The following is a 17,854-nucleotide window of genomic DNA, read 5'->3' on the forward strand; positions in this document are numbered from 1 at the left end:
TTAAAAACCAACATTTAAACCAGCAAAAAAGGTTCTTGCCTGTGGATAAAAACCACGATCAACACCATAGCTTCCGCCTCCAATTTCCGGGTCGTAACCAGTATATTTTGTAAATGTTACCAGGTTATTTGCCATTACGTAAAACCTTAATTTATCTAAACCTGCCTTTCTTACCAGATTTTTAGGAAGCGTATAGCCAACCTGTAAAGTTTTTATTCTGAAGTAAGAACCGCTTTCTAAGAATATACTAGAAACTCGACTGTAGTTTTGGTTGGTATCATCCAATGTTACTCTCGGAATGGTGTTACTTGTTCCTTCTCCAGTCCATCTGTTTAAAATGTCTGTAGTGTAATTTGCAGTTGGTAAATCGAACCTTCTTAAAGCATTAAAAATCTGATTACCCGCAACACCCTGGCCGAGCACAACTAAATCGAAACCCTTATAGGCTAAATTTACCGTCATACCATAAGTAAAATCAGGAGTTGGGTTGCCAATCACCTCTCTATCATCGTTGTTGATTTGGCCATCGCCATTTAAATCAATAAACTTAATATCACCAGGTTTAGCATTAGGCTGGATAAGTGCACCCGACTGGCCCTTGTAGTTATTAATTTGTGACTGATTTTGAAATAATCCATCGCTTCTATAGCCATAAAATGAGCCAATTGCGTAACCAACTTTTGTACGTGTAATTTCTAAAGCTTGTGGCGTAACGGTTTGTCCACCAAGATATTCTTTATCATCGCCTAAGAAATCGATGTTATTTTTAACAAAAGCACCATTTGCATTAACTTTTAAAGAGAATTCTCCAAATCTTTTATTATAGCCCAACTCTAATTCAAAACCTTTATTAGATAAATCAGCTACGTTACCAATTGGCCCTGCGTTACCAACATAGCCTGGTACTGCGATTTGCAAAAGCATACCTGTAGTTTTTTTCTTATACCAGTCTGCCGTCAAAGTGAAATTGCCAAAAAGACTCATATCAACACCAATATCTGTTGATGATGTTTGCTCCCATTTCAAATCAGGATTTGATAAAGCATCCGGACTTACTCCATTATTTAATCCTGCAGAAGTACCAAGCGTGTAATTTCTACCACCACTAACTGTAGATAAATACCTAAAATCTCCAATGTTATCGTTACCAACAACACCGTAAGAACCTCTAAATTTAACGAAGGTTACATAAGGGTTTTTAGGAAAGAAATCTTCTTTACTGGCTACCCAACCCACAGAGCCTGAAGGGAAATAACCAAACTTATTATTTGGTCCGAAACGTGAAGAACCATCTCTACGGATAATACCGGTTAGAAGATATTTTTCATCGTAGTTATAAGTTAAACGGGCAAAAGCAGAGTTTAAAGTATTTAAGTATTCTCCGCCATAAAATACGTCATTAGCTCTAGAAACCGGGAATTGCAATGAAGCATCTTTAATATTGGTAACCGGGATTCCGTCTTTAGTTCCGCCTTGTGTTTCACCTCTGTTTTTTTGAAATGAATAACCAACTAAACCTGTAATATTATGCTTTTCTATTTGTTTATTGTAGCTGATTGTATTTTCTAACGAATAGAAAAGCCCTCTGTTAGCACTTCTATTATAAGATGTTATGGTGGTTTGGTTAATAGAATTTAGATAATAGATTGGGGTAAAACTCTCGCTTCCCCAAAAAGCTAAATCAACACCACCTTGCGACCTAACTTTTAAACCTTTAATAATTTCTGCTTCGAGGTAAGCATTTGCCACAACCTTATCAGACCAACCTTTACCTTGTGCAACTTGCAATGCAGCAACAGGATTTAAAATTTCTGATTGTGCATATTGCGAAATTCCGTAAGGAAATCCAGCTTCGTTTCTAACCACCGGGTTACCGATATAAGGCGCAGCACCATATTTGGCTGGGTCTGTTTCTACAATTGGCGTAATAGGATCAATATTAATGGCCCTGTTTAGTGGTGAACCGTATTCTGTATTAGTACCTACACCAACGGAATTGGTACGGGTATAACCGATAGTCTGCCCGAATTTAATTGCTTTAGTTATCTGATGATCTGAATTAAAACGTGCTGTAAATCTTTTGTACTGAGAATTGCTCGTTGCTACAATTCCATCCTGATCGAAATAACCAAAAGATGAATAATAAACAGATTTTTCATTCCCTCCGCTAATGCTTAATTCATGATTTTGAATTCTTGCATCATTATTAAAAACAGCAGCCTGCCAATCTGTTCCAACACCTAACTGCGCAGGATTTGGAAATCTTGGTGTAGTTAAACCTGGTGTTTTTGCATATTCTGCCTCATTGTAAATGGTTGCATATTGTGTAGCATTTAACAAATCTAACTTTCTTGATGGAGCTTGTGTACCCAAATAAGTATTGTAATTAACGGCCATTCTGCCATTTCTACTTCCTTTTTTTGTAGTGATGAGAATTACACCATTCGCTGCTCTAGCTCCATAAATCGCTCCAGATGCTGCATCTTTTAAAACCTCAATCGATTCGATGTCGGCTTGATTTAAGTAATCTATACCTCCACCAACTTGCACACCATCAACAATATACAAAGCCTCGCTATTGTTAATTGAAGTTGTACCACGAATACGTAGAGTAGCACCTTCACCTGGCTGACCAGAAGAAGTTGTTATTGTTAAACCGGATGTACGACCTTGAAGCGATTGCTCGATACGCACAACTGGCATATTTTCTAAATCGGTTCCTTTAACCTGTGATATTGCACCAGTAACCACGCTTTTCTTTTGCGTACCATAACCAATTACAACAGCATCGGCAAGAACGCCTGCCTGTGGTGCCATTTGAATTGTTAAATCTCCAGCAGATGTTGCACTAACTTCTTTATTTTCATAACCAATGAAGGAAACAACAAGAATTGCATTATTTTCAACCGTTTTTAATATAAAAGAACCTGCTGCATCAGTCATTGTACCCTGATTGGTTCCTTTTACTTTTACGCTGGCTCCTACCATTGGCGCTCCGGTTTCATCTACAACTTTACCTTTTATATCAACATATGCTCTTAATAATAAAAGAGAGCCATCCAAAGATTTTTTATGGATAATAATTGTATTATTTTTAATAGTATAGCCTAAAGGTTGTTCATTAAAAATCTGCCTTAAAACCTCTCTGATATCGGTATTTTTAATATCGATCGTTACTGGTCTGGCTTCTTTTAAAAGCTCGGTATTATATAAAAAACTATAACCAACACTCTTATTCAGTTTACGAAAAACCTTAAGCAATGTTGTGTTTTTTTCTGAAAGCGTTACGTTTTGTGCTTTAGCCGCGTAACTGATTTGAAGAAACGTAGTGATTAATAAGACAAAAGTCAATTTCATAATCAACAAAAATTTAGATAGTCGACCCTTAGGGTTGGGCAACCATTCAGTATAAAAATTCATATATTTGGTTATTAGGTTTATTAATAGTTGTATCTCACAATTTTACGATTAGAATAAAGCCTTAATTATATTCCGGGAGCGTTGCCGCGCTTCCGGTTTTTTTTAGTTATGCGATATTCTAAAATCATCATCAAAGACGAAGAAAAGTATACGTTTAAGGCATAACTAAAATCCTCCTTTCTTCTATTTTGAAATGAACATCTCCGGTTGCTTGTAGTGTTTCTAAAACTTCATTTACACTATTAAATCTGGAGATTCTACCGCCAAAAAGTTTATCCATTTTGGCTCCTCGATAAGCGATATCTACATTATACCATCTCGAAATTTTATTCATGATGGTTTGCAGGTTCTCATCATTAAAACTAAAGAAGCCATCTTTCCAGGCTACCGCATCTTCGGCATCAACATTTCTAACCAAAATGGATGGCGAAGATGCTGTAATTACCGATTGCTGACCAGGCTTTAATATATCTGATGCCGAAGAGCTAAGATTTATAATTCTAACGCTCCCCTCTAGTAACGTGGTTTTATTGTTTGGTTCATTGTTGTAGGCATTAATATTGAAATGGGTTCCCAAAACTTCTACCTGCTGATTTCTACCTTCGCCGATTTCACTGTTCACTTTAAAAGGAACGCGTGTACCTTTTTTGCTGGTTAGCTTGGCAACTTCGAAATAAGCTTCGCCTTTTAGTTCGACAATACGTTCTCCGTTGTAAAAAGTTGTTGGGTATTTTAGTGTCGATTCTGCATTTAACCAAACCTTTGTACCATCTGGTAAATTGATTTGATATTGGCCTCCACGAGGCGTTTCTATCGTATTAAATAAATTTTTGGGGGCTGCTGCATCATTAGAAACAACAGTATAAATTAACTCGCCATGATTAGTTTTAGTAATTTTTATACCAGCCTGTTTTGCAATAACACCGTTAGTAGCATCTGTTAACGAAATTTTAGAACCATCCGCTAAAGTCAAAGTTGCCTTATTACTACCTGGCTTAATTGCTTCTTGCTTATTACTAACTACAACTTGTTCTCGAATATTCGTTTTGAGTTGATTATTAATTATAAAACCGATGAAAAATAAAACAATTGCGGCCGCAGCAACTTTAAACCAAAGCTTATAATTATAAGTTCTTCTTAATTCCGTTTGTTCTTCAATTGATTGCCAAATCTTATTTTTGGCTTCGATAATATCATGGTGCTCCAATTCAGATTTTTTCTCCGATAGTTGCAAAAGATGCCAGGATTCTACCCAAGCCTTTTCTTGCCCGGTACAAAGTCCATCCCTGTATTTTTCTAAAAGTTTTTCAACTTCAGCTTTATTCATCACTTAAATATATTTGGCTATTAAATACATGTAGGTTAAGTGATGCCCAGGTAGTAGATGAAAAGAAAATATTTTAACTTTCTTTTAAATTAGTTTACAGATTGCAAAAGCAAGATATCTATTTCAAAAAAAATGATACCACCCCAAGAGGGAATTAGCGCAAAAATTATCTTAAGAGCAAGATAACTGCTAAAGAAATAAAAGATGTAAGTTTCAAACGCAAAACTTTTAAAGCATTACTCATTTGTTTTTTTACGGTCTTATCAGATAGATGTAGTATTTCGGCTATTTCTTTTTGTGAAAGATGTTGCTGACGGCTCATTTCAAAAATTTGCCTCATTTTAGCTGGCAACAAACTAACCTCTTTTTCAATTATCGAAGCAAACTCTCTTTCGCGGATATAATCTTCGGTTATGCAATTTCCTTGCTCAATAAAGTTCCCTAAAGAAAGCAGATAATTTGATTTCGACTTATTCTTATCCAGCCAATCGAAAACCTTATAACGAACGGCGGTATATAAATAAGAAGACAGTTGAGATTTAATTTTAATGTTTGGATTGCTCCACAGATAAACAAAAATTTCTTGCACTATATCTCGTGCATCTTCCCTATCAGAAACCAATTTACAGGCGTAAATATATAGCAAACCATTAAAACGATCGTATATTTCTTCGAAGGCATACTTATCCCCAGACTGAATGAGACTGAATAATTCGTTGTCAGTTAGTGCTTTATAGTTATACATTTGGTTAGAATGATTACACGAATGTAAGGATTAGTTTAACTTAAATCCTAACAAAATTTTTAATACGTCTTTTTATTTAAAACGTTTTATTAACGTTTATTACCCTTTTACATAGTATTGTAATCTTCTAAATTAATATTGGCATATCGGGAAAAGTCGATATACATTTGCAGTATGGAACATGTTGAAATTTTCAAAGCGCTTTCTAATAATACCCGATTACAAATTTTAAACTGGTTAAAAGATCCTGCTCAAAATTTTCCGGAACAGCCAAATGCCGATTTCGAAAATGTTGGTGTTTGTGTTGGTCAAATTCAAATAAAGGCTGGTTTATCTCAAAGTACCATTTCCGAATACCTTTCTATTTTACAACGTGCAGATTTAATTTCTTCGACCCGAGTTGGCCAGTGGACTTACTATAAACGAAATAAAGAGGGTATCGAAAAATTAAGTAAAATCATTAATTCAGAATTATAAATTACCGATAATATGAACACAGATAGTTTATTTAGGCCGTTTAGCCTTAAAACATTAAATACAAAAAATAGAATTGTAATGGCTCCGATGACGAGGTCATTTTCACCTGATGGTATCCCAACTGAAGATGTTGCCAAGTATTATGCAAAAAGAGCTGCTGGCGAAGTTGGTTTAATTTTATCAGAAGGAACCGTAATTAATCGTCCTTCATCATCAGCTGACCCGAACATTCCTCATTTTTATGGAGAACAAGCTTTAGCAGCATGGCAAAAAGTAATTGACGATGTTCATGCAGAAGGTGGACAAATGGGGCCACAAATTTGGCATCAGGGCATTCATGCAAACCATGCATCCGGCTGGTTACCAAAAACTCCATTCGAAGGCCCATCAACTTTTAATAGCCCAGGTTTTGAAAACGGCGTAGCAATGACAGATTCGGCAATTGCTGATACAATTGCAGCTTTCGGCCAAGCTGCTGCAGATGCAAAAGCTTTAGGTTTTGATACCGTAGAAATTCATGGTGCGCACCAATATTTAATCGATCAGTTTTTCTGGGATGCTACAAATAACAGAACTGATATTTACGGTGGTAAAACTTTAGCCGAACGTACCCGTTTTGGTGTCGAAGTGATTAAAGAAGTGCGCAAACGTGTTGGCGAAGATTTCGCCTTAATTATTCGTTTATCGCAATTTAAGCCTGCTGCTTACGATTTCAAATTAGCTAAAAATGAAAGCGAAATGGAACAATGGTTAACACCAATGGCCGAAGCAGGAATTGATATCTTTCACTGTTCACAACGCCGTTTCTGGGAGCCTGAATTTGAAGGTTCTGATTTAAACTTTGCTGGCTGGGCTAAAAAAATCACTGGAAAAGCAACTATTTCGGTTGGCTCTGTTGGCTTAGATGGCGATTTCTTTGGGGCTTTTGCAGGTCAAAGTTCGCAGCCAAGCTCGCTTGATGAATTAGTTCGCAGAATGGATAGAGGCGATTTTGATTTGGTTGCAGTTGGTCGTCCGCTTTTGGCAGATGCACAATGGGTAGAAAAAATTAAAAATAATCGTACCGAAGAACTTAAAGGTTTCAGCAAAGAAGCTTTAATGCAATTGGTATAATTTTTCTTTCTAATTAAGGTTAAAATGCTCCGAAATTCGGGGCATTTTTTTTGCCGAAAAGAATTTTAATAAATGGTTTCCACTCTTTTTCTTTAAATTCACATCATCAAATAATCAATATAATCATGTCGAATATCAAACTCATTATCGATGAACGCCCAGCCAATATTGGAAACTTTATGGTTGGCAGGCTATTACCTTTCAGAGAAAAGCGGATGGTTGGCCCATTTTCTTTTATCGATCACATGGGACCGGCAGCAATGAGTGACCACGAAAACCTTGATGTTCCTCCACACCCACATATTGGCTTATCTACACTTACTTTTCTTTTCGAAGGGGAAATTACACATAGAGATAGCCTGGGCAATGATGTTGTTATAAAACCCGGACAGGTTAATTGGATGACTTCAGGAAGTGGGATAGTGCACTCTGAAAGAACCCCTGAGTATTTAAGAACAACAGATAAAATGCTTCATGGTTTGCAGATTTGGGTTGCTTTACCAAAGGCATTAGAACAAATGGAGCCAGAGTTTTTTCATGTAGAAGGAAAAGACATTCCTGAATGGCAGGAAAACGGCGTTAATTTTAAATTAATTGCAGGCGAGGCTTTTGGCAAAAAATCTCCAGTTCCGGTTTACAGTCCATTATATTTTATTGAGATAAGAAGTACATCGAGGCAAAAAATTAATATTGGAAATGATTTATTTGGTGAAAGTGCCTTGTACATCCTAGAAGGCGCAATAGAAAGCGAAGGAAATATTTTTGAGCCTAAGCATATATTAATTGCTAATAATGCTAAACTTTGTGAATTTGAAATGCACGAAAATACTTCTGTATATATTTTTGGTGGAGAACCTTTCCCAGAAGAACGCTTTATCTACTGGAATTTTGTTTCGTCGGATAAAGAATTAATTGAAGAAGCAAAAATAAAATGGCTAAATCAAAGTTACCAGCCAGTACCTGGCGAAACGGATTTTGTGCGACTGCCAGATCCAAGCAAATTTATTAAACGCTAAAGCTTAAACATCTAACAAAGCCTGCTTAATTTTTTCTGCGGCTTCTGCGAGTTCTTCTTCAGTTGGACTCAATTTTTCTTTGCTGAAATTCATATCACTAACACTAGTCATAGGTATTAAATGAATGTGCGCATGAGGCACTTCTAAACCGATAACAGATACCCCAACCTTTTTGCATGGAAAAGCAATCTTAACGCCTTTGGCTACAATTTTTGCAAACATCCAAAGACCAACATATAAGTCTTCATCCATATCGAAAATATAATCAACTTCGATTTTTGGAATTACCAAAACGTGACCAGCAGTTAATGGCGAAACGTCTAAAAAAGCAAGATATTCTACAGTTTCAGCCACAACATGTGCACTAATTTCTCCTGCAACAATTTTCGAAAAGATAGTCATAATGGTGGAAGGTTAAAGGGTTAAAAGTATAGGGCTTGAAAGTGGAAAGTCAGCCTTACGCAATCGACTTTCCACCCTCTACCTTATCTTGAGATTTCTAAAACTTCAAATTGCATTTTACCTGCAGGCACTTCAATCTCGGCAAATTCGCCTACCGATTTACCTAGCAAACCTTGAGCAATTGGCGATTTAACAGAAATTTTTCCTGTTTTTAAATCTGCTTCCGTTTCGGCAACCAACTGATAAGTCATTGTAGCGCCGTTTTTAATGTTTTTAATTTTAACTATTGATAATGCAAGTACTTTAGATAAATCCATTTTCGATTCATCAATTAAGCGGGCATTTGCTAATGTATTTTTTAGCTTCGAGATTTTCGCCTCATGCAAGCCCTGCGCTTCTTTAGCCGCATCGTATTCTGCATTCTCCGATAAATCACCTTTATCTCTCGCCTCAGCAATTGCTTTAGATATTAGCTGACGGCCAGTGGTAGTTAAATAATGAACTTCCTCTCTTAATTTATCTAACCCTTCTTGGGTGTAATATGTTACCTCTGTCATTGCTCTATTAATTTATTCAAATGCTATAAAAAACAAACAAGACTACATAGTTGGTTTGCTACATAGTCTTGCTTCAATTATAACGAAGATAAAATGCTTAAATTACAAAAGCAAATAAATGCATACGATTTTTATCATTTAAGGAGTAACTTGATTACGGCGTGATAAAGATTCATATTAAGAATGGAATAAGGAATTACTTTGCTTCATTCTAAATTCATTCATTATTTTTAGATTAGCCGAAATTATTATACAAATGAGAAAACTATTTTATATAGCTTTAGTTGCCTTTCTAGGGAATCAGACGGCATCTGCACAAGAACTTTATATGCCCAGAAATATTAAGGCAGCCTATGGAAAAGGAACACGTTCTATTGACGGCAAGCCTGGAAAAAATTACTGGCAAAATCACGGCAAATACAACATGGACATTGCCGTTAACGCTGAAACAAAAGTTGTTAGTGGTAAAGAAGAAATCGTTTACAGCAACAACAGTACTGATACCTTAAAAACATTAGCCATACGTTTTGTAAACAATTTACATAAACCAACTTCACCGAGAGGCGGAGCTGTAAGTGCAGATTTTCTAAGTACAGGCTTAAATATTATTGCTTTTTCTGTTGATGGAGAAACTTACAATTTAGATAGCAAAAACTGGGCAACGGTTGGAAATGTAAAGTTGAAAAAACCGCTTGCTCCAAAATCAAAAATTACGGTTAAAATCGATTGGGATTACCCTTTATCAAAAGAAAGTGGAAGAGAAGGACAGGTTGACCCGAATTCTTTCTTTGTCGCCTATAGCTATCCGAGAATTTCTGTATATGATGATTATAATGGCTGGGACCGCATTCCGCACACAGATAGAGCTGAGTTTTATAATGATTTTAATGATTATACTTTTTCAGTTAAAGCACCTAAAAACTATGTGGTTTATGCCACCGGCGATTTTTTAAATCCTGATGAGGTTTTACAACCAGAGTTTTCTTCACGCTTAAAAAAATCTTACCAAAGCGATGAAGTAATGCATATTGCTAACGAGCAGGAAATGAAAGGTGGTAAGGTAACGCAACAAAAAGATAACGTTTGGAAATATAAAGCCGACCATATTACAGATGTTACTTTTGCCCTAAGTAACCATTATGTTTGGGATGCAGCAAGTGTTATTGTAGACAAAAAAACCAATCGCAGAGCTAGCGCACAGGCTGCATATAACCCTACAACAGGCAAAGACTTTGTAAATTCTGTAAAATATAATCTCTATGCTTTAGATTGGTTTTCGAACAACTGGCCTGGCATTCCTTATCCTTTCTCTAAAACCATTGCTTTTCAAGGGTTTGCAGATATGGAATATCCAATGATGGTAAATGATTCGAATATGGGCGACCCGATTTTTGCACAGCTAGTACAAGATCATGAAGTGGCACACACATACTTCCCATTTTACATGGGAATTAACGAAACCCGTTATGCTTACATGGACGAAGGCTGGGCAACAACTTTCGAATATTTAATTGGCATTAGCCAACGAGGTAAAGAAGCTGCCGACAAATTTTATAAGAGTTTTAGAGTGGCAAAATACATTAACGATAAATCGGCAGAAGAAGATCAACCAGTAATTTCTATGTCCGACCAGGTTTCTGGCGCCGGTTATGGCAACAACTCGTATGGTAAAGCTTCATTATCTTATTTAGCTTTAAAAGATATGCTTGGCGATGATTTGTTTAAAAAAGCACTGCACAATTATATGAGCAACTGGAATGGGAAACACCCAATTCCTTGGGATTATTTTAATTCGATGAATACAGGTGCTGGCCAAAATTTAAATTGGTTTTTCCAAAACTGGTTCTTTACCAATAATTATATAGATATAGCTCTGCAAAACGTTCAATTGAGCAATAATAAAGCTGTATTTGTTATTAAAAATGAAGGTGGTTTTGCAATTCCCTTCGAAATTAAAATTACTGATCTAGAAGGTAAAACCGAAACGATTCATAAAACCCCTGCAGTTTGGAAGGTTAATCAGAAAGAAGTAACCATGACGATTAATACCAACAGGAAAATAAAATCGATTACTTTAGATGGTGGCATTTTTATGGATGCAACACCTACCGATAATACATGGGAAGCAAAATAATTTTTTCCCAGTTACCAATTTTCGGTTGCCAGTTATGGGGTTTGGATGTCCAAACTACGGGTTAACTGGCAACCGATAACGGCTAACTATTCTCTGCCTTGCAACTCGATTGATGCTTTACAGGAAAGTTTAACGAATTTGCAATGAAGCACATTTTATTGGCTTCTTTATGTAGCGATTCTGCAAGTTCGATATGCCCTTTATCGGCAATTAGAACTTGAGGATATAAAGTAACTTCCTTAAATCGCCCACTTCCATCTGCAGATTCTTCCATTGTTCCAACAGCATCATCTTTATAATCGATAACTACGATTTCATTTTCAGAGCACAAATGCAAGTACCAAAGCATGTGGCAACTCGAAATAGATGATAAAAGTAAATCTTCGGGATTGTGTTTAGATTTATCGCCTAAAAAAGCAGAATCTGATGAACCAGAGATATCGGCTTTGCCATTTACAGAAATTAAATAATCGCGATCGTAGGAGCGGTAATCCATTGTACCCGAACCTTTATTACCTGTCCAGGTTACAGTGGTTTTGTATAAGTGATCTTTCGGCATGATATAATTAGTTAGAATTTGTAATCCAATTTAGGAAATTAAGATTGATAAAGGAGACATTTTTGGTTAAAAACATTCTTTAAAATTCTAATCAAATCGATGTTGATACACAAAAAACTAAAGCGCCAACGCTTTCAACTTCTCAGCCAATACCTCAGATATTTTACGATAAGAATCGAAGGTCCAGCCGCCAACATGCGGTGTCAAGATAACCTTATCATTTGTTTTCAAATCATTATACCAGCTTTGCTCTCCTAAAACAGGGAATTTTTCAGCTTGCAAAACATCTAAACCTGCACCTAATATTTTCCCGCTTTTAATTGCGTTTAAAACGGCATTAATTTTAACTATTTCACCACGGGCGGTATTAAGAAAGAAAATTGGTTTCTTAAAGTGGAAGAAATACTCCTCATCTACCATCAACTTAGTTTCGGCAGTTAAGGGTATATGCAAACTTAAAACATCACTATGCTTTACAATTTCTTCCATACTTACCTCACGTGCAAAAGCATCCCTAAAACCTGTTTTGTATTTGTCGTAAGCCATTACATCAACCTCAAACCCCGCAAGTTTTTTAGCGAAACTTTGGCCCATAAAGCCGTAACCTATTATACCAACTTTTTTACCTTTCAACTCGTAACCACGATTGCCCTCTCTATCCCAAATGCCATTTCTAATTTCTGTATCCGCCATGCGGAAATTATTCATTAATGATAAAAGTAAACCTGTGGCGTGTTCGCCCACGGCATCACAATTCCCTTCTGGCGCATTAATTAATGCAATATTACGTTCGAATGCAATTTTATCATCAATATTATCTAGCCCAGCTCCTGCCCTTGCAACGAACTTTAAATTCGGTGCTGCTTCAAAAATTTCAGCGTCTATTCTAAACTTCGTTCTAACCGCAATACCTATATAGTCTTTAATTTTATCTAAAGTTTGCTGACGGGTAATTTGTGGCTCATCATCAACTTCGTAACCCATTAAAACGGCCTGCTCCTTAAATGCGGGATGCAAATCATCAACAATTAATATTTTTTTACTCATGATGCAACAAAAGTAACATTTTAAGATTTGTGAAGTGTGTTTGTAAACTCAATTTTGAAATAGTTACGACTTCAAATTAAAGTGGACAATAAAAACCTTGATGACAACAAAAATATTACCCTAAAATGGCTGTAATAAAATAGTTACGGCACTTAAATTAAACTTCCTTGCCGTTTCTTTGTCACTCTTTATGAAAACTAATAAAAACTTTTAAAATTTAATGAGACTTATACATTCCAAAACAATAAAAATTACGCTATTTTTCCTTTGCTCATCCTTTAGTTTATTTGCTCAAACCGGCGGTAAAGCCAAAATAACTGGCATTCTTAAAGATGCCCAAACTCAAGAAACAATTCCTTTTGCAACTGCTGTTTTAACTGATAAAGCAACTAAAGCAAATGTAAAGCTTGCCCAAACAGATATGAATGGCGCTTTTACTTTACCAGATTTACCAGCAGGAACTTTTACCTTCAGAATTAGCTTTGTTGGTTATCAAAGTATGGTTAGAGATAATGTGGTTATTACATCAACAACCGGAACCTTAAATTTTGGTGAAATTAAAATGAAAACCGCAGCTGGTAATGCGCTGAAGGATGTTACGGTAACCGCTCAGAAAGCAACTATGCAATTGGGTATTGATAAGAAAGTATTTTCTGTAGATCAGAGTTTAGTTAGTGAAGGTGGCTCAGCTACCGATTTATTAGCGAACGTACCTTCAGTTCAAACGGATATTGATGGAAATGTTAGTTTACGCGGTTCGGCTGGTGTTAGGGTATTAATTGATGGAAAGCCATCTTTGATTGCGGGTGGTAACGTTGCGCAAATCTTAGCTTCGATTCCTGCAAGTTCTATCGAAAGTGTTGAATTGATTACCAATCCATCTGCTAAATATGATGCAGAAGGTCAATCGGGTATTATCAATATTGTTTTAAAGAAAAACACAAAATTAGGCTTTAATGGCTCAGTAGCATTGACAGCAGGAAATAGAGATAATTATAATGGGAATACTAATTTAAGTTTCCAAAATAGTAAAATTAACTTATACGGAAATTATAGCCATCGGTATGGAAATCGATTGGGTGGTGGTTATCAGGATATCACTTATTTTAATAGTTTAAGTTCTATTGCGTTTGCAAACCAAAATACAAATTCTACTTCGTTAGATAAAGGCCATAACGTTAAGGCTGGTTTAGATTACTATCTTTCGCCTAAAAGTATTATCAGTTTGTCTGGCGGTTTTAACAGTCGATTAAACGATCGCAATGAGCTTATCAATATTAATCAATTAAACAATGCTTTAAATCCGGTTTCTCTAAGTAATCGAAACAACACTAATAATGGTGATGGAAGTAGTTATGATATAAATTTGGATTACAGTCAGAAATTTAAGAAACCCAAAGAGGAATTAACCTTCAACTTTGGTTATTCTCATGGAGATAATAACAACTACCAGACTTACAATACGCAGGTTTATAACCAAAATGGTAATTCTGTAAATTTAGATCCAAGTATTTTACACACAAATAATCTAGGCAATAATACCAATTATAATATTCAAACAGATTATAGTTTACCAGTTGGTAAAGCAGGGAAAATTGAAGCAGGTTACCGTAGTCAAATTCGTTTGGGAGATAACAACCAGTCAGCAGATTCATTACTTGCAAGCACAAACGTTTATGTAAGCAACAACAAATTGAACAACAATTTTAGCAGTAAGGATCAGGTTCATGCCCTGTATTTAAACTACCAAAACCAGATTAAAGATTTCGGTTATCAATTAGGTTTAAGGGCTGAAAACGCTTCATTAACTACCGAATTAGAAGGTTACAATGGTAATGTTTTATACACAACTCCAGGAAGAATCAAGTACAACAGATTATACCCAAGTGTATTTTTAACTCAAAAATTAAAAGGCGACCAACAGGTTCAGGCAAGTTACACACGCCGTGTAAATCGCCCAAGACCATGGGATACGAACCCATTTCTTGATGTTTCTGACCCTTTAAATTATAGAGCTGGTAACCCAAATTTATTACCAGAGGATGTACATTCGTTTGAATTGGGTTACAGCAAATACTTCAAAAAAGTAACTTTTACTTCGAGCATTTATTTCCGCCAAACAAACGATGTGATTCAACGTGTGAGAACAGAGCCAGATGCTGCCGGTATTATTACCTCAACACCTCAAAATTTAACAAAGTCAATTAACAGTGGTGTTGAATTAATTGGTCGTTTCGATTTGATTAAAGCATTAAATTTCACAACCAATGTTAACTTATATCAAAGTAAAATTGATGGCGTACCAGCTTTCGGAATTGTTGACAACAGTGGTTTCAGTTGGAATGCAAATTTAACAGCTAATATTTCAGCAATTAAAAATTTATCGTTTCAGTTCCGCGGAGATTACAGAGCTGCCGAAGTTATGGCACAAGGCAAGCGTAACGCAATGTACGGTATAGATGGCGGTGCTAAATATGATTTCCCGAATAAAAAAGCTTCCTTGAGCTTAAATATCCGCGATATTTTTAATACTCGTGCATGGAGCATGACAACTGAAGGAAATAACACTTACATAGATTTTCAACGTAGAATGCAAGGCACTATGGGTAATTTAACCTTCTCTTACCGCTTCGGAAAAACATTATTTAATAGCACTAAAAAACCTAAGAAAGAAGAGCAGCAGGAAAGCAGACCTGATGAAGGCACATTTTAATAAAAGCTTATCAAGGCGTTCTGAAAATACTCGGAACGCCTTTTTTCTTGTAACGAATTTCTATCTTGCAACATGGAAGAAATCAATCCTTGGAAAACCCTAGAAAGCGAAATAAAATACGATAATAACTGGATTAAACTTACCGAACATCAGGTTTTAAATCCATCAGGCGGAAAAGGAATTTATGGTGAGGTTCATTTTAAAAATCTAGCAATCGGAATTTTACCACTAGATGATGAGTATAATACTTGGCTAGTTGGTCAGTATCGTTATCCTCTAAAAGCATACAGTTGGGAAATTCCTGAAGGTGGCGGCCCATTAGATGAGGACCCGATTGATAGCGCAAGGCGAGAACTACTTGAAGAAACGGGTATGAGTGCAAAAAATTGGGTCGAAATCCAACGCATGCATTTATCTAATTCTGTGAGTGATGAATTAAGCATAATTTACATCGCAACCGATTTAATTCAAGGCATTGCCATGCCAGAAGAGACAGAGCAACTGGTTGTAAAAAAAATCCATTTTGAAGAGGTTTACCAAATGGTGTTAGATGGAGAAATTACCGATTCGATGAGCGTTGCCGCAATTTTAAAAGCAAAATTGATGATGCTAAATGGTGAAATTTAATTTGAAATTCGCCAAATAAACAAATCACCGTAAGGTTTAAATATCTATAAAGCCTAAATCGCCTTATTCTAAATCACCAAATGAGCTTTAATTTTAAATTCACCAAATGTTCCTAACGGAACATAAAAAAATACATTTTTTCTACCAACGGAATATCCCTAAGGGATATAAAAACGCAGTCTTTTTTTCTACATACGGGATAAAAAGCGTTGTCCAAAAAAAACATATTTCAAAATATCAACTTGTGAAATCTAAAATGTTCTGTAGGAACATATCATGGGTAGAAAAAAATATTAATTATTTTTTCGTTCCGTTTGGAGCGTTTCGTGATTTAATAATGATTTTAGGTCTCTTGAAATAAAAAGCCTATGCCAAATACGTATACTAAATTGCATATTCAATTTGTTTTTGCAGTTAAACATAGAGCTTGTTTAATTAGTAACGAATGGAAAGAAAGGCTTTTAAAATATATTACAGGCATCTTTCAGGCAAACAATCATAAAATGATTCAAATAAATTGTATGCCAGACCACATTCATATTCTTATCGGTTTAAGACCACACCAAGCAATTTCTGATTTAATAAAAAATGTTAAAACTGAAAGCACAAAATGGATTAATGAGCAAGGCTTTTGCAAACAAAAATTTGCCTGTCAGGAAGGCTACGGAGCATTCTCCTATTCAAAAAGTCATGTAAACGACGTTATAAAATACATCCAAAACCAAGAAAAGCATCACCAGAAAAAATCTTTCGAACAAGAATATCTTGACTTTTTAAAAACTTTTGAAATTGAATATGATGACAAGCATCTTTTCAAAATTCCTGAATAATCTAAATATTATAGATATTTATTGCAGCACAATATTTCTATCTTTGCGCAATTAAATCAGCCAAATGAGTAAGTTTTTCGGTTACCTATTAACCCCAATATTTTATTTCTTCTTCGGATTAACGCTCTGCATTTTCCACCCTATTCAATGGATTTGCTATAAACTTTTTGGATATAAAGCACATAAAATCTCTGTTGATGCTTTAAATTTTTTCTTAACCTACTGCCAGATATTTTTATTTAATTCAATCAGCTTTAAAAATGAATTTAATTTACCAACCGATAGGCCAATAATATTCGCTGCGAACCATCAAAGCATGTACGATATACCATCATTAATTTGGTTTCTAAGAAAACATCATGCAAAATTTATTTCTAAAATTGAGCTTACAAAAGGCATTCCCTCAATCTCCATAAACCTTCGTTTGGGTGGCGGCGCAAACATCAATAGAAAAGATAATAAGCAGGCAATTTCTGAAATTATTAAACTTGGTCGCAGGATGAAGGAAAATAATTGGAGCACGGTAATTTTTCCTGAAGGTACAAGAGCTAAAGACGGTAAACTGAAACAATTCCAGTTTGGCGGCGTAGCGACCTTATTAAAAGTTGTACCGAATGCCTTGGTTGTACCTGTTGCAATCGAAAATTCATGGAAAATTGTTCGCTATGGTATGTTTCCACTTACTGCTGGCAACGCATTAAAATGGACTGTTTTAAAGCCCATTGAACCAACAGGAAAAACTGCCGAAGAAATTACTTTGGAAATTGAAACTGAAATTAGAAAAGTGTTAGGGCAAAACTAGTATCAAGATAAAAGCATCAGGTATCAAGCCAAAAGGTAATTTATACTTCTATCAAGAGACTATTTTAATTATAACAAAAACTAAT

Annotated in this window: 15 protein-coding genes; 8 read left to right on the forward strand and 7 right to left on the reverse strand. The window is 35.6% G+C overall.

Annotated features, from left to right (window positions below; translation table 11 throughout):
* From ACFOUY_RS20760 to ACFOUY_RS20770, 3 genes are all read right to left on the reverse strand, one after another.
* Positions 1–3,357: a TonB-dependent receptor gene (locus tag ACFOUY_RS20760; RefSeq protein WP_378963204.1), complete on the reverse strand. Its 3,357-nt coding sequence runs from the start codon at positions 3,355–3,357 to the stop codon at positions 1–3.
* 217 nt (positions 3,358–3,574) lie between these two features.
* Positions 3,575–4,747: a FecR family protein gene (locus tag ACFOUY_RS20765; protein ID WP_378963205.1), complete on the reverse strand. Its 1,173-nt coding sequence runs from the start codon at positions 4,745–4,747 to the stop codon at positions 3,575–3,577.
* Between the two features lie 166 nt (positions 4,748–4,913).
* Positions 4,914–5,492 (reverse strand): RNA polymerase sigma factor, encoded by a 579-nt coding sequence (locus ACFOUY_RS20770; RefSeq protein ID WP_378963206.1) that lies wholly within the window; start codon positions 5,490–5,492, stop codon positions 4,914–4,916.
* Between the two features lie 174 nt (positions 5,493–5,666).
* On the opposite strand from ACFOUY_RS20770, the gene ACFOUY_RS20775 reads away from it, so the two are divergent.
* From ACFOUY_RS20775 to ACFOUY_RS20785, 3 genes are all read left to right on the forward strand, one after another.
* On the forward strand, positions 5,667–5,969 hold the full coding sequence (locus ACFOUY_RS20775) for an ArsR/SmtB family transcription factor (RefSeq protein WP_378963207.1): 303 nt from the start codon (positions 5,667–5,669) through the stop codon (positions 5,967–5,969).
* Between the two features lie 12 nt (positions 5,970–5,981).
* A complete protein-coding gene (locus ACFOUY_RS20780) occupies positions 5,982–7,082 on the forward strand; it encodes an NADH:flavin oxidoreductase (protein WP_378963208.1) in 1,101 nt (366 codons plus the stop codon).
* A 125-nt stretch (positions 7,083–7,207) separates the two neighbouring features.
* Complete coding sequence (locus ACFOUY_RS20785) at positions 7,208–8,098, forward strand: pirin family protein (protein WP_378963209.1); 891 nt, start codon at positions 7,208–7,210, stop codon at positions 8,096–8,098.
* A 3-nt stretch (positions 8,099–8,101) separates the two neighbouring features.
* Here the strand turns inward: ACFOUY_RS20785 and ACFOUY_RS20790 are convergent, their stop codons facing one another.
* Complete coding sequence (locus tag ACFOUY_RS20790; protein ID WP_378963380.1) at positions 8,102–8,503, reverse strand: HIT family protein; 402 nt, start codon at positions 8,501–8,503, stop codon at positions 8,102–8,104.
* 80 nt (positions 8,504–8,583) lie between these two features.
* Entirely contained in the window at positions 8,584–9,057 is a 474-nt protein-coding gene (gene greA, locus ACFOUY_RS20795; protein WP_378963210.1) for a transcription elongation factor GreA, read from the reverse strand.
* Between the two features lie 256 nt (positions 9,058–9,313).
* On the opposite strand from greA, the gene ACFOUY_RS20800 reads away from it, so the two are divergent.
* Entirely contained in the window at positions 9,314–11,191 is a 1,878-nt protein-coding gene (locus tag ACFOUY_RS20800) for a M1 family metallopeptidase (protein WP_378963211.1), read from the forward strand.
* Between the two features lie 82 nt (positions 11,192–11,273).
* Here the strand turns inward: ACFOUY_RS20800 and ACFOUY_RS20805 are convergent, their stop codons facing one another.
* The gene (locus ACFOUY_RS20805; RefSeq protein WP_378963212.1) at positions 11,274–11,750 is read right to left on the reverse strand and encodes an OsmC family protein; all 477 of its coding nucleotides are present in this window, start codon (positions 11,748–11,750) and stop codon (positions 11,274–11,276) included.
* A 117-nt stretch (positions 11,751–11,867) separates the two neighbouring features.
* Entirely contained in the window at positions 11,868–12,797 is a 930-nt protein-coding gene (locus ACFOUY_RS20810; RefSeq protein WP_378963213.1) for an NAD(P)-dependent oxidoreductase, read from the reverse strand.
* 220 nt (positions 12,798–13,017) lie between these two features.
* On the opposite strand from ACFOUY_RS20810, the gene ACFOUY_RS20815 reads away from it, so the two are divergent.
* From ACFOUY_RS20815 to ACFOUY_RS20830, 4 genes are all read left to right on the forward strand, one after another.
* Positions 13,018–15,510, forward strand: a complete 2,493-nt coding sequence (locus ACFOUY_RS20815; protein WP_378963214.1) for a TonB-dependent receptor domain-containing protein — start codon at positions 13,018–13,020, stop codon at positions 15,508–15,510.
* A gap of 72 nt (positions 15,511–15,582) precedes the next feature.
* Positions 15,583–16,137 (forward strand): NUDIX domain-containing protein, encoded by a 555-nt coding sequence (locus ACFOUY_RS20820; RefSeq protein WP_378963215.1) that lies wholly within the window; start codon positions 15,583–15,585, stop codon positions 16,135–16,137.
* A 368-nt stretch (positions 16,138–16,505) separates the two neighbouring features.
* Entirely contained in the window at positions 16,506–16,967 is a 462-nt protein-coding gene (gene tnpA, locus ACFOUY_RS20825) for an IS200/IS605 family transposase (RefSeq protein ID WP_378963216.1), read from the forward strand.
* A 64-nt stretch (positions 16,968–17,031) separates the two neighbouring features.
* Complete coding sequence (locus ACFOUY_RS20830) at positions 17,032–17,769, forward strand: lysophospholipid acyltransferase family protein (protein ID WP_378963217.1); 738 nt, start codon at positions 17,032–17,034, stop codon at positions 17,767–17,769.
* The last annotated feature ends 85 nt before the right edge of the window (positions 17,770–17,854 follow it).

The organism is Pedobacter jamesrossensis, from assembly GCF_042650905.1.
Classification (GTDB): domain Bacteria; phylum Bacteroidota; class Bacteroidia; order Sphingobacteriales; family Sphingobacteriaceae; genus Pedobacter; species Pedobacter jamesrossensis.

What these genes read in the sequence shown, in the direction of transcription:
- ACFOUY_RS20760 (WP_378963204.1), bottom strand. Translation starts at nt 3,357, where the DNA reads ATGAAATTGACTTTTGTCTTATTAATCACTACGTTTCTTCAAATCAGT.
- ACFOUY_RS20800 (WP_378963211.1), top strand. Translation starts at nt 9,314, where the DNA reads ATGAGAAAACTATTTTATATAGCTTTAGTTGCCTTTCTAGGGAATCAG.
- ACFOUY_RS20775 (WP_378963207.1), top strand. Translation starts at nt 5,667, where the DNA reads ATGGAACATGTTGAAATTTTCAAAGCGCTTTCTAATAATACCCGATTA.
- ACFOUY_RS20780 (WP_378963208.1), top strand. Translation starts at nt 5,982, where the DNA reads ATGAACACAGATAGTTTATTTAGGCCGTTTAGCCTTAAAACATTAAAT.
- ACFOUY_RS20765 (WP_378963205.1), bottom strand. Translation starts at nt 4,747, where the DNA reads ATGAATAAAGCTGAAGTTGAAAAACTTTTAGAAAAATACAGGGATGGA.
- ACFOUY_RS20820 (WP_378963215.1), top strand. Translation starts at nt 15,583, where the DNA reads ATGGAAGAAATCAATCCTTGGAAAACCCTAGAAAGCGAAATAAAATAC.
- ACFOUY_RS20770 (WP_378963206.1), bottom strand. Translation starts at nt 5,492, where the DNA reads ATGTATAACTATAAAGCACTAACTGACAACGAATTATTCAGTCTCATT.
- ACFOUY_RS20785 (WP_378963209.1), top strand. Translation starts at nt 7,208, where the DNA reads ATGTCGAATATCAAACTCATTATCGATGAACGCCCAGCCAATATTGGA.
- ACFOUY_RS20810 (WP_378963213.1), bottom strand. Translation starts at nt 12,797, where the DNA reads ATGAGTAAAAAAATATTAATTGTTGATGATTTGCATCCCGCATTTAAG.
- ACFOUY_RS20830 (WP_378963217.1), top strand. Translation starts at nt 17,032, where the DNA reads ATGAGTAAGTTTTTCGGTTACCTATTAACCCCAATATTTTATTTCTTC.
- greA (WP_378963210.1), bottom strand. Translation starts at nt 9,057, where the DNA reads ATGACAGAGGTAACATATTACACCCAAGAAGGGTTAGATAAATTAAGA.
- tnpA (WP_378963216.1), top strand. Translation starts at nt 16,506, where the DNA reads ATGCCAAATACGTATACTAAATTGCATATTCAATTTGTTTTTGCAGTT.
- ACFOUY_RS20805 (WP_378963212.1), bottom strand. Translation starts at nt 11,750, where the DNA reads ATGCCGAAAGATCACTTATACAAAACCACTGTAACCTGGACAGGTAAT.
- ACFOUY_RS20815 (WP_378963214.1), top strand. Translation starts at nt 13,018, where the DNA reads ATGAGACTTATACATTCCAAAACAATAAAAATTACGCTATTTTTCCTT.